Raw genomic sequence first — 12,093 nt, forward strand, 5'->3', positions numbered from 1 at the left:
GCGTAAGCCCCCACCCCCCTCTAGCCCCGTCGAGTCGCCAGAAACAGCGGGTCCGGGGCCGACCGCATCCGCATTTCGTGGCGCCTCGACGGGTCGAGGCGGGGGTCAGGCGGGGAAGGGGAGCAGGCGGAGGAGCTGGCCGGGGCGCAGGTCGTCGATGATGCCTCGGTAGGGCGCCGCGACCTCGCCGATGCGAGCCTGGCCCGCGTCGAGCGGGCGATCGACGCGCATCAGGTGCACCTCGCCCCGGTACCGCCCGTAGACGTCGAGGTCGGCCTGCAGGCTGCCGCGCTCGCGCGCATCGGCGTTGCGGATGCGCGAAGGACGGATGCCGCCGCGCGTCTCGTCCAGCCGGAAGGATGCCGCCGCCTCCTCGACCCGCAACCGCCAGGGCCGCTCCACCAGCACGGATGCCGCGGCATCGAGCCCCACCACCGGCAGCGTCACCGTGCCCGTCGCCTCGAACTCCGCGATCCAGGCCGCGTGGTCGTCGGCCACCGCGCCCTCGGCGCAGACGACGACCGCCTCGGGAACGAGCCGCCGCAGCTGGAGGTACGAGCGCCAGGCGTTGCGGTGCCGCTGCTCCTCGAGCGTCGGCAGACCGAGGTGCAGCGGTGCACGCAGCTCGCGCTCGCCGGGGATGAACGCGAACACGGGCATCCCCCGGTCGAGGAACAGCCGCGACTGCGCCACGAGGAACGACGTCGTGAGTCCGGTCTCGGGGCGCGGGTAGAAGTTGTGCCACCCGGCGACGGGCAGCCCCGCCAGCTCGTCGAGGAACGCCGCGTCGACGGTGCTCGCGTTGACGGCGATGCGGCACCCCGAGGCCTCGGCGATCCGGCCGATCTCATGCGCGTCGAAGCCGTAGTCGAGTCGCAGCATCGTGATGCCGCGGCGCGCGAGCCAGCCCCACCCCTCTTCGCCGGCCACGACGTGGTCGAGCGCGACGGGCGAGACGTCGGCGCAGAAGGTCAGTCCGTCGTCGTCGTGCGCCGCGCGCAGCACGTCGCCGAACGCATCGAGCTCGCCCGTGTCGACCATGTGCAGCGAGGTGAACAGCATCCGCTCGTCACCGGAGTCGACGGACGCGGCGCGCGCCGCAGAGGTCGTCGGCGCCGTCGCGAGCACCTGATCGATGACGGCCCGCCGCGTCTCGGCGGCATCCGTGGGGTAGATCGAGAACAGCATCGGGGCGCTCCCGTCTCAGCCGAGCCGCTCGACCATGTGCTCCTTGAACCCGAAGAACCAGGTCAGCACGAAGCCCATGATGTACGAGATCACGAGACCGCCGACGTACCAGAGCCACGCGCCGTTCGTGATGACGGCGGTCATGAGCACGCCCGAGAGGCCGAGCGCACCGGCGCCGAATCCTCCCGTGGCCTGGATGCCGAAGGCGACGAACGCACCGCCGAAACCACCGCCGAGGCACGCCGTGATGAGGGGGTAGAACAGCGGGAGCGAGACGCCGTAGATGAGGGGTTCGCCGACCCCGAGCACACCGATCGGCAGCGCCGCGCGGATGATGTTCTTCAGCCGGGTGCTCTTGGTCTTGAGGAAGATCGCGATCGCCATGCCGACCTCGCCCGCCCCGGCCATCGCCAGAACCGGCAGCAGCTCCGTGAAGCCGTGATCGGTGATGAGCTGCGCGTGGATCGGAGTCAGACCCTGGTGGATGCCGAGCATGACCAGGGGCAGAAACAGCGACGACAGCAGGTATCCGCCGACGACGCCGCCGCGCTCGAGGGCGAAGTCGATGAGCAGCCAGTTGATGCCCTGCATGAGCAGGCCCGAGATCGGCATGATCACGAAGATGCAGATGACGGCGCCGATGAGAAGCGTCACGACCGGCACGACGAAGAGGTCGGCCCAGGCGGGAACGCGCTTGCGGATCCACTTCTCGATGACCGTGAACAGCCACGCCGTGACCATGACGCCGATGATGCCGCCGAGCGCGGGCTTGAGCTCGCCGAACAGCGGAAGGACGAGCGGCTGAGCGGGGGTGACCGTGCCGTCGGCGGCCGTCGTCGCGGCGATGCCGGCGAGCGCGGGGAGGTACGAGATCGCACCGGCGATGAGTCCGAGCACCGGGGTGCCGCCGAACTCCTTCGCCGTGTTCAGACCCACGATGAGGTTGAGCGAGGTGACGACGATCGTGCCGAGGGCGGCGAACACCAGGAACCACGGGTTGGCGGTGACACTCGGGTCGATGAGCTTCCAGATGTTTCCGATCGCCACGACGAGTCCGCAGGCGATGAACCCCGGGATGATGGGCACGAAGATGTTCGCGATGTGACGGAACAGCCCGTGCACCCGCGAGGTGTGCCGCGACTTCACCTTCTGCGTGTTCTGCTGCTGCAGCGTGCGCAGGTCGGTCGCCGCGTCGACGGGCTCGCCGCCGCCGGATGCCCGCGCTCCCGCGGCACGGCTCCCCGCCGCGGCCGCCGCGATGTCGGCGACCTCGTCCTCGGGGTCGTCGACGGGAGCCTCGGCCGGAGCATCGACGACCTCGGCGAAGGCGTCGCGCAGGCGCTGTGCGTGTCCGGGACCGACGACGACCTGCAGCTGCGGACCGTCGACGACTCCCATGACGCCGTCCAGGCGCCGCAGCGCCGCGACATCCGCTTTCGACGGGTCGTGCAGATTCAGTCGCAGCCGCGTCATGCAGTTCGTGTACGAGGCGATGTTCTGCGAGCCGCCGACGAGCGGCAGGATCTCCTCGCTGAGTTCGGGGTAATCCACGGTGATTCCTTCCGGCGGACGGGGTTCGGGTGTTGGGTGCTGGGTTCGGGGCTGGTTCGGCTTGCGGCGGCGGGTCAGCCGCGTGCGCGCACGGCCTCGCGGACGAAGCCCGCGCCCGCACTCAGCCGCTCGCGGGCGGTGGCCGCGTCGACGTCGCAGAGGATCGCGACGATCGCGGTCTTGGCGTGACCGTCAGCCTCGTCGAGCGCGCGGCGCGCGGTCGCCGTGTCGCAGTCGGTCGCGGCCTGCACGATCCGGACGGCACGGGCGACGAGCTTCTCGTTGCTCGGGCGCACGTCGACCATGAGGTTGCCGTAGACCTTGCCGAGACGCACCATAGTTGCCGTCGAGATCATGTTGAGCACGAGCTTCTGGCTCGTGCCGGCCTTGAGCCGGGTCGAGCCGGTCAGCACTTCGGGACCGTTGTCGATCTCGATCGCGACGTCGGCGTGGGCGCTGATCTCGGCGTTCGGGCTGCACGAGATCGCCACCGTCGCGGCGCCGATCCGGCGGGCCTCGTCGAGTCCGCCGATGACGTAGGGCGTGCGACCGGATGCCGCGATGCCCACGACGACGTCCCGCTCGGTGAGTCCGATGCCGGAGAGGTCGTCGGCGCCGAGCTCGCGGGAGTCCTCCGCTCCCTCGATCGCGCGGAACATCGCCTCGTGACCGCCGGCGAGCAGGCCGACGACCTGCGCGGGGTCGGTGCCGAAGGTGGGCGGGCACTCGGCCGCGTCGAGGACCCCGAGGCGGCCGCTCGTGCCGGCCCCCTGGTAGACGAGGCGTCCTCCGGCCGAGAGTGCGGCGACAGCGAGGTCGACGGCTCGGGCGATCTCGGGGATGGCCGCGGAGACTGCGCCGGCCACGCCGGCATCCTCGTCATTCATGACGCGGAGGATCTCGTCGATGGACATCGCGTCGAGCTCGCCGGTGAGCGGGTTGGGCGTCTCGGTGGCGGGGGTCGGGTGCGGGGTGGTCACGGGTGCTCCTCGTCGGGATGCTGCGCACGCCGATGGGTGCGTGGCACGTTGTTTCACACAGGGTGCTCTTTGCGGCATCTTTTGTCAAGATCTGTGGAAGACTGAACCGACTTCCCGAGGAGGCACATGGACGGCGACGTCCTCGAAGCGACCCGCGCGATCATCCCCCGCCTGCGCCCGGCTGAGGTGCAGGTGGCTCGCGCGGTGCTCGACGATCCGTCTTTCGCGGTGACCGCGACCGTCACCAGCCTCGCCGAGCGCGCGTCGGTGTCGCAGGCGTCGGTCGTGCGCTTCGCGAAGAGCCTCGGATTCGCGGGCTACCCGTCGTTCCGCGTCGAGCTCGCACAGGAGGTCTCGCGGCGAGCGATCGAGCTCGAGCGCTCGAACATCGCCGAGGGCGAGCTCAACCCCTCCGACTCGCCCGCCGAGATGGTCGCGAAGGTCGCGTTCCACGAGGCGCGCACGATCGAGCAGACCGGCCGGATGCTCGATCTCGAGGCCCTCGAGCGTATCGCCCGGGCGATCGCCGACAGCGATCGCGTCGTCACCTTCGGCGTCGGCGCGTCGGGCCTCGCCGCTGCCGACCTCGCGCAGAAGCTGCAGCGCATCGGGATCATGTGCCTGAGCTCGCACGACACGCACGTGCAGCTCGTGCACGCAGCCCTCGCCGACGCGCGCACCACCGCGATCGCGTTCTCGTTCAGCGGCGGCACGATCGACGTGCTCCGAGCCGTCGAGATCGCCTCCGACGCGGGAGCGTTCACGGTCGCGATCACCAACGACACCGAGTCGCCCCTCGCGGCCGCGGCATCCGCTACCCTGCGCACCCCGGCACGGGAGGCGACCCTGCGCGCCGCCGCGCTCGCGAGCCGGATGGCGCAGCTCGCGGTCGCCGACTTCGTCTTCATCCGGGTAGCGCAGCTGCGCTACCCCGACCTCGACGCGGCGCTCAGCGCCACCCGCGCCGCCGTCAACACCCAGCACCTGAGGTGACCTGCCCGTCGACTCGCCAGAAAGCGCGGGTCCGGGCGTGCCGGCATCCGCAGTTCGTGGCGAGTCGACGTATGGGTTGGCCGGGCCAGACGGGGCCCATCCCGTCGAGTCGCCACGAAAGGCGGGTCCAAGGGGTGCGGGATCCGCAGTTCGTGGCGAGTCGACAGGGCGCGCCCGGCGGGGCCGGGGTCAGGGCTGCAGGATGCCGTCGACGCGACGGGGGATGCCCAGGGGGTTGGCCTCCTGCAACGCGGCGGGCAGCAGCGCGTCGGGCACGTTCTGGTACGCGACCGGCCGCAGGAAGCGGGTGATCGCGGCGGTTCCGACCGACGTCGTGCCGACCGCTGTCGTCGCGGGGTACGGCCCCCCGTGCTGCTGCGCCCACGTCACGGAGACGCCGGTCGGCCACTGGTTCCACAGCACCCGTCCGGCTTTCGTCGCGAGCACCGGCAGCAGCTCGGCCGCCACCGCATCGCCCTCCTCGGCGACGATCGTCGCGGTCAGCTGACCCTCGAGCAGCTTCGCGACCGCCACGAGCTGGGCGTCGTCGTCGTACTCGGCGACGAGAGCCGCCGGCCCGAACATCTCCGATACGAGTGCGTCGGGGTCGGCGATCACCGCGGCGGCGGTCGTCCGCAGCAGCGCCGGCGCGGGCGGCGCGTCACCGTCCGACGAGGGCGTCCCGGCGAGCACGTCGACCCCGTCATGCCCCGCGGCGCCATCCAGCGCGCGGCGGAAGCCCGAGGCGATCGAGTCGTTGAGCAGCGGCGCGGGCTCCGGCAGCACGGTCGAGGCGAGGGCGTCGACGACGCCCGACCCCGCCGGAACAAGCAGCAGCCCGGGCTTCGTGCACAGCTGCCCCGCGCTGCCGGTGACCGAGGCGACGAACTGCTCGGCGATCTCCGCGCTGCGCCCCGCGGCGGCACCGCGCGTGACGAATGCGGGGTTCACGCTGCCGAGCTCGCCGTAGAACGGGATCGGCTCGGGCCGCGACATCGCGATGTCGAACAGTGCCCGGCCGCCGGCGATCGAGCCGGTGAACGCGGCGGCACGGACCTCAGGATGCCGCAGCGCGTGCACCCCGGCATCCGTCCCGTGGATGACCGTGAAGATGCCCGCCGGCGCGCCCGCCGCCGCGAGGGCGGCCGTGACGATCTCGCCGGTGAGCTCAGACAGGTGCGGGTGCCCCGGGTGAGCCTTGAGCACCACGGCGTTCCCCGCCGCGAGCGCGCTGGCGGTGTCGCCGCCGGCGACGGAGAACGCGAACGGGAAGTTGCTCGCGGCGAAGACGAGCACCGTGCCGATGCCCTCGAGCTGACGGCGGATGTCGGGGCGCGGCGCCCCCATCGGATAGTCGGCGACCGCGTGATCGATGCGTGCATCGAGCCAGGACCCCTCGGCGAGCACATCGGCGAACAGGCGCAGCTGGAATGTCGTGCGCTTCAGTTCACCCCGCAGCCGCGCCTCGGCGAGATGCGTCTCGCGGCCGGCGAGAAGCACGAGGTCGTCGGCACGCGCATCCAGGCCCTCGGCCACCGCGCGCAGGGCCTCGCCCCGGACGGCGATCGGGGCGGCACGCCAGGCGGATGACGCGTCGGCGGCGATCACGACGAACGCGTCGACCTCGGCGATCGGGGTGTCGGCGACGGGCGTCGCCGTGGCGGGGGAGGCGGCGGTGGTCATGAGCGTTCCTTCCGAGGAGAGAGGTCTGCGGGGTCGGGGAGGTCGGCGAGGTCGGCGAGATCTGCGACGCGGAGGGGTGTGCCGATCGGTCGACGGACGAGGGGCTCGACGTCGGCCGCCTGGCGGGGTCGCCCCGTTTCCCGTTCGACGAGGCACGAGAGTGCGAAGCCGCACACCCGCCCCTGGCACATCCCCATGCCGGGGCGCGCGGTCACGCGCACATCCCGCGCGTCGCCGGCGGCGAGGTCGGTCACCGTGTCGCGGACGGCCGAAAGCGGCACCTCCTCGCACCGGCACACGAGGGTGTCGTCGCGGAGCCACGTCGCCCATTGCTCGGGCACGGGGCTCGCCCGGTGCATCGCGACGGCGAAGCTCCGGCCGCGGGCGATCCGCCGTCGCAAGCGCCGCGCCGGGGCCGCCGCAACCGGCAGCCCCGCGTCGACGGCCGCGGCGAGGGCTGCCAACTCGCCCTCGGCGCACGACTGCACCGCGCCGCCGATGCCGGTCGCTTCGCCGGCGGCGTAGAGACCGGGCACGCTCGTGCGCTGGTCGCCGTCGACGACCGCGACGAGCGACCCGTCGACGTCGATGCGGGTCTCGGCCCCGGCACCGACCACGAGCTCGATCTGCGGGGTGAAGCCCCAGCCGAAGGCGACGAGGTCGACGTCGAGGGTGCGCTCGGTTCCCGGACGCACGCGCCCCGCGGCATCCACCCGGGCGATGGTCGCGCCCGTCACGCGCCCCTCCCCCGTGACGGACGTCACGACGGTGCGGGTGCGCAGCGGGATGCGGCCACGGACGAAGGTCGTCGCGTAGCCGACGCCCTCGATGAGCTTGCCCGGCTCCTGCAGCGCGCGCAGCGGGGTCGCGGCCCAGCGCGACAGCGCGTTCGCCTCGCAGACAGCGACGACCTCGACTCCCGCCCGCGCGAGTCCCGCGGCGACCGAGAGGAGGAACGGCCCGGTTCCGGCGACGACGGCGCGACGGCCGGCCGCGACCTGGTTCGCCTTCAGCATCGCCTGCACGCCGCCGGCGGCCATGACGCCGGGCAGCGTCCAGCCCGGCACGGGCAGCTGACGGTCGTAGGCGCCGGGCGCGAGCACCACACGCCCGGCGCGGATCGCGCGATCGACCGGCGCCGCGGCATCCGCCCCGGTCACGGCGGTCGTCCGCAGCAGGAACCCGGCGCCCGCCGCGCGGTCGATCCGCCACACCTGCCGACCGGCGCTGTGGACGACACCTCCAGCCTCGACCTGACGCCGCAGCCGATCGCGCAGCCCGCGATAGTGCTCCCAGTGGTGGTGCCCCGCGTGCTCGGGATCGGCGAAGGCGTCGAGATGCCGTTCGTCGGGATGCCGCCAGTACTGGCCGCCCGTCTGCGTGCCCGCATCGACGAGGACGACCCGCAGCCCGGCCTCGGCAGCCGTGACGGCGGCCGAGAGACCGGCGGGGCCCGCCCCGACGACGGCGAGGTCGGCACGACTCTCGACGCTCACGATCCAGCCCCTTCCGGCGCGGCTGACGACGGCGCGGGAAGCGCGAGGGGTGCGTCCGGGTCGTCGCTTCGGACGTCCTGGCCGGGACGTGCGGGAGTGACGCAGGCGCGCTGCGAGCGCTGCCCGTCGACGCTCAGCAGGCAGTCGTAGCAGACACCGATCCCGCAGAAGAGCCCGCGCGGCTCACCGCTTGCTCGCGAGGCCCGCCACGACACGACGCCGGATGCCGCGAGTGCACCGCCCACGGTCTGGCCGGGAAGGAACGGCACCGGTGCACCGTCGAAGCGGAAGGTGTCGTCGCCCGCGATCTCCGCGCTCATGCCGCAACCCGCTCGGCGAAGCGTTCGGGCCGGAAGGCGTCGAGCGGCAGGTCGGTGGGCTCGCCGCGAAGCGCCTGCACGATGAGGGCGGCCGTGCCGACGGAGAGTCCGATGCCCGCGCCCTCGTGTCCCGCGGCATGCCAGAGCCCCGGAAGCCGGGCGTCGGGGCCGATGACCGGCAGATGATCGGGGCAGTACGGCCGGAAGCCCGAGTACGTCCGGAGGATCTGCACGTCGGCGAGTACCGGGAACAGCTCGGCGCCCGCGCGCGCGACGCGTCCGACTGCCTCGGCCGAGAACGACGTGTCGAAGCCGACGCGCTCGCGGCTCGCGCCCATGAGGATCGTGCCGCTGGGCGTTCCCTCGACGACCGACGAGACCTGGAGCCCCGCGTCCGACGACGCGACGTTCTGCACGTACTCGGCCGCGTACACCTTGTGCCGCACCGTCACCGGCACAGGCTCGGTCACCAGCACGAAGCCGCGCCGCGGCAGGACGGGCAGCTCGAGCCCGGCGAGCGCGGCGATCTCGCCCGCCCACGGCCCGGCGCAGTTGACGACGACGCCCGCGTCCATCGCGCCCGCCGAGGAGTCGATGCCGATAGCGCGACCGGCGCGGGTGCGGATGCCGGTGACCGTCACACCCGTCAGCAGCCGGGCTCCGCGGTCGCGGGCGAGCCGCAGCAGATGGTGCGCGGCGAGGACGGGCTGAACCTGAGCGTCGTCGGGGTAGTACACCCCGCCGGCCATCGCGGGGTTGAGGTATGGCTCGATGTCGTGCAGCGCCGCGATGTCGGGCACGTCGTCGGCCCGGATGCCGAGCGAGCGCTGGTGCTCGGCGAGCGCGTCGAGGGCCGCCTTGCCGCCCTCGCTCGCCGCGACGACGAGCCCGCCCTTGGCCTCGAACTCCCACCTGGACGCGTGTTCGGCCAGTTCGCCGCGCCAGATGCGCTGCGAGTGGAGCGCGAGTTCGAGCTCGGGCCCGACCTCCTTGTCGGAGACCAGGAGGTTGCCCTCGCACCGGCTCGTCGTGCCGGCAGCGATGGTCCCTCGCTCGACGACGGTCACCGAGAACCCGGCCTCGGCCGCCGCTCGGGCGACCGCGGCGCCGACGATGCCCGCACCGATGATGAGGACGTCGGGGCGCCCGGGGCGATCCGTCACGTGCCGACACCGCCGTCCGCGGCATCCGAGCGTGCGGGGGCCTCGCCCGACCAGTCGGTGAGCACGTGCTCGATGTGGCGGTGGACGAGGTCACGGGCGCCCGTGGCGTCGCCCGCCTCGATCGCATCGAGCATGAGGTCGTGCTCGTGGGCCGACGCGACGAGGCGCCCCTGCTCGTGGAGGTTCGCCAGTCCGAACAATCGCGTCTGCGAGCGCAGCCCCGCGACGAGGTCGACGAGCCGGGCGTTGCCGGCGTACTGCAGCAGCGCGAGGTGGAAGTCGCTGTCGGCGGCGAGGTATTCGACCAGGTCGCCCGACTGTGCGCCCGCGACGATGTCGGCGGCCTTGCGCCGGAGGTCCGGCAGCGCCGACGCCGGGATGAGCGGGGTGGCACGCTCGACGGCGGGCGGCTCGAGCATCAGGCGCAGCTCGGTGACCTCGCGGAGGTCGCGCTCGGAGACCTCCGTGATCTGGAACCCGCGGTTGGGGATCGTGACGACGAGCCCCTCGCGGGCGAGGTCGAGCATCGCCTCGCGGATGGGCGTGGCCGAGACGCCGAACTGCTCGCCCAGGCTCGGCGCGGAGTAGACCCGTCCGGGCTGCAGCTCGCCGCTGATGACGGCGGCGCGAAGCGCGCGCGTGACCGTCGAACGGATGCTGGGCTGCTTGTCCAGCCGGACCACGTTGCGGAACTCGGGCGTGCTCATGTCGTCTCCTCCGATGCGGACCCCCGCCGCATGACCTCCATGATCCCCTGCACGACGGCGAGGTCTTCCCAGGCCATGCCGACGCCGGTGTAGACGGCGGGCGCGCCGGGGCGGCGTGACAGGCGGCCCGAGACGAGCTCGACGAGGTTCGCGGGCTCGGCGAGAGGCTCGCCGCCGCGCGTTGCGCCCGCGAGGTTGCCGCTCTCCCGCACGGCCGAGGCGCGGGCTTCGACGACGATGTCGGCCGCCCGAACCAGATCGGACCCGAGCTCACGGTGATCGAGCCCGTGAGCCCCGACGGCGGCGACGACGGCGCCCGGGGCGATGTCGTCCAGGTCGAGGACGGGCGTGCTCGACGACGTCGCCGTGACGACGACATCCGCGTCCCGAGCAGCCGCGAGCGTCGCCGTCCGCGCGTCGATACCGCGGTCGCGGAGGATCGCCACGGCGTCCTCGACCCGCTCGGGCGTGCGCCCGACGATCGTCACCTCGCCGACCGGCAGGATCGCCGCGAGCGTCGTCGCGTGCTCGACCGCCTGCGGGCCCGAGCCGAGCACCGCGAGATGGTCGATCCGCCGCCGGGCGCCGCGTGGGTCGGCGGCGAGCAGGCCGCGGACGGCGACCGCGGTGACCGCCGGCGTCCGCAGCGTCGTCAGTCGCGTGCCGTCGACGATCGCCGCGGGCTGCAGGGTCGCGCGATCGAACACCAGATACCAGGCGCTGATCTTCGGCAGCCCGAGCCGCGTGTTCCCGGGCGCGATCGTGGCCACCTTGATGCCGACGGCATCCGGTGACTCCGACGGCATCAGCAGGAAGTCGCCCGCCGACAGCGGCGCGAAGATGCGCTCGTGGTCGGCCTCGACGTCGAGTCCGGATCGCAGCGCCGCGTCGATCGCCTCGACGGCCGCGGGCGGGGTCATCGCGCGCTCGATGTCGGCCGCCGAGACGACGGGGATACCCGCCGACGCTGCGCTCACAGGACGAACCCCTCGGGGAACGGGTCGCTCGGGTCGAGCATGTACTGCGCCGTGCCGGTGACCCACGCACGGCCCGTGATCGTCGGGATCACCGCGGGGATGCCGGCGACCTCGGTCTGCTCGACGAGGCGGCCCGTGAACGCGGTGCCGATGTACGACTCGTTGACGAAGTCGGTGTGCAGCGCGAGCTCGCCCCGGGCGTGGAGCTGCGCCATGCGCGCGCTCGTGCCGGTGCCGCACGGCGACCGGTCGAACCAGCCGGGATGGATGGCCATCGCGTGCCGCGAGTGCCGAGCGGTCGACCCGGGCGCTTCGAGATAGACGTGATGGCAGCCGCGGATGGTGCCGTCGACCGGATGCACGGGGCTGTCGGCCTCGTCGACGGCGGCCATGATCGCCAGCCCGGCGCGCAGCAGGTCGTCCTTGCGGGCACGCTCGAACGGCAGCCCGAGGTCGTCGAGCCGGACGATCGCGTAGAAGTTGCCGCCGAACGCCAGGTCGTAGGGCACCCGCCCGAACCCCGGAACCTCGACCGAGCGGCCGAGCCCGACGACGAACGAGGGCACGTTGCGGATGGTCACGCGATCGGCGTGACCGTCCGACACCTCCACCTCGGCGACGACGAGCCCCGCGGGGGTGTCGAGCCGGATCGTCGTGACCGGCTCGACGACGGGCACCATGCCGGTCTCGACCAGCACGGTGGCGACCCCGATCGTGCCGTGGCCGCACATCGGCAGGCATCCCGACACCTCGATGTAGAGCACGCCGACATCGGCATCCGGCCGAGTCGGAGGCTGCAGGATCGCCCCGCTCATCGCGCTGTGACCCCGCGGCTCGTTCATGAGCAGGCGTCGCAGCCCGTCGTTCTCGGCCATGAACCGCTGCCGTCGCTCCTCCATCGTGGCCCCGGGCAGGGTGCCGACGCCGCCGACGATGACACGGGTGGGCATCCCCTCGGTGTGGGAGTCCACGGCGTGGAAGACGCGCTTCGTGCGCATGAAGGAGCCTTTCGGTCGTCGGCGGCGGGGCGGGTTC

General features: G+C 72.7%; 11 protein-coding genes. 1 reads left to right on the forward strand and 10 read right to left on the reverse strand.

Annotated elements, in window-relative coordinates:
• Window positions 1-105: 105 nt before the first annotated feature.
• The 3 genes from CBF90_RS15555 to murQ form a co-directional block, all read right to left on the reverse strand.
• A complete protein-coding gene (locus tag CBF90_RS15555; protein ID WP_088381035.1) occupies window positions 106-1,188 on the reverse strand; it encodes a MupG family TIM beta-alpha barrel fold protein in 1,083 nt (360 codons plus the stop codon).
• A gap of 15 nt (window positions 1,189-1,203) precedes the next feature.
• Window positions 1,204-2,739, reverse strand: coding sequence for a PTS transporter subunit EIIC (locus CBF90_RS15560; protein WP_023953754.1), 1,536 nt, complete (start codon window positions 2,737-2,739; stop codon window positions 1,204-1,206).
• A gap of 74 nt (window positions 2,740-2,813) precedes the next feature.
• A complete protein-coding gene (gene murQ / locus CBF90_RS15565; RefSeq protein ID WP_197690595.1) occupies window positions 2,814-3,719 on the reverse strand; it encodes an N-acetylmuramic acid 6-phosphate etherase in 906 nt (301 codons plus the stop codon).
• 126 nt (window positions 3,720-3,845) lie between these two features.
• On the opposite strand from murQ, the gene CBF90_RS15570 reads away from it, so the two are divergent.
• The gene (locus CBF90_RS15570) at window positions 3,846-4,712 is read left to right on the forward strand and encodes a MurR/RpiR family transcriptional regulator (RefSeq protein WP_088381037.1); all 867 of its coding nucleotides are present in this window, start codon (window positions 3,846-3,848) and stop codon (window positions 4,710-4,712) included.
• Window positions 4,713-4,901: 189 nt separating this feature from the next.
• Here the strand turns inward: CBF90_RS15570 and CBF90_RS15575 are convergent, their stop codons facing one another.
• From CBF90_RS15575 to CBF90_RS15605, 7 genes are read right to left on the reverse strand one after another with little or no spacing between them, the layout of a single operon-like run.
• Window positions 4,902-6,395, reverse strand: a complete 1,494-nt coding sequence (locus CBF90_RS15575) for an aldehyde dehydrogenase (NADP(+)) (protein WP_088381038.1) — start codon at window positions 6,393-6,395, stop codon at window positions 4,902-4,904.
• Window positions 6,392-7,891 (reverse strand): FAD-dependent oxidoreductase, encoded by a 1,500-nt coding sequence (locus CBF90_RS15580; protein WP_088381039.1) that lies wholly within the window; start codon window positions 7,889-7,891, stop codon window positions 6,392-6,394. The genes CBF90_RS15575 and CBF90_RS15580 overlap by 4 nt, the downstream gene beginning before the upstream one ends.
• Entirely contained in the window at window positions 7,888-8,211 is a 324-nt protein-coding gene (locus CBF90_RS15585) for a (2Fe-2S)-binding protein (protein WP_023953744.1), read from the reverse strand. Before CBF90_RS15585 ends, CBF90_RS15580 begins: the two co-directional genes overlap by 4 nt.
• Window positions 8,208-9,374 carry an FAD-binding oxidoreductase gene (locus CBF90_RS15590; RefSeq protein WP_023953742.1) on the reverse strand — a complete coding sequence of 389 codons (1,167 nt, stop codon included), beginning with the start codon at window positions 9,372-9,374 and terminating at the stop codon, window positions 8,208-8,210. The genes CBF90_RS15585 and CBF90_RS15590 overlap by 4 nt, the downstream gene beginning before the upstream one ends.
• Complete coding sequence (locus tag CBF90_RS15595) at window positions 9,371-10,081, reverse strand: GntR family transcriptional regulator (RefSeq protein ID WP_023953740.1); 711 nt, start codon at window positions 10,079-10,081, stop codon at window positions 9,371-9,373. Before CBF90_RS15595 ends, CBF90_RS15590 begins: the two co-directional genes overlap by 4 nt.
• Window positions 10,078-11,058: an ornithine cyclodeaminase family protein gene (locus CBF90_RS15600; protein ID WP_088381040.1), complete on the reverse strand. Its 981-nt coding sequence runs from the start codon at window positions 11,056-11,058 to the stop codon at window positions 10,078-10,080. The genes CBF90_RS15595 and CBF90_RS15600 overlap by 4 nt, the downstream gene beginning before the upstream one ends.
• Complete coding sequence (locus tag CBF90_RS15605; protein ID WP_064955768.1) at window positions 11,055-12,056, reverse strand: proline racemase family protein; 1,002 nt, start codon at window positions 12,054-12,056, stop codon at window positions 11,055-11,057. Before CBF90_RS15605 ends, CBF90_RS15600 begins: the two co-directional genes overlap by 4 nt.
• Window positions 12,057-12,093 lie beyond the last annotated feature (37 nt).

The sequence above is a fragment of the Microbacterium sp. AISO3 genome, from assembly GCF_002204305.1.
In the GTDB taxonomy this organism is placed as follows: Bacteria; Actinomycetota; Actinomycetes; order Actinomycetales; family Microbacteriaceae; genus Microbacterium; species Microbacterium arborescens.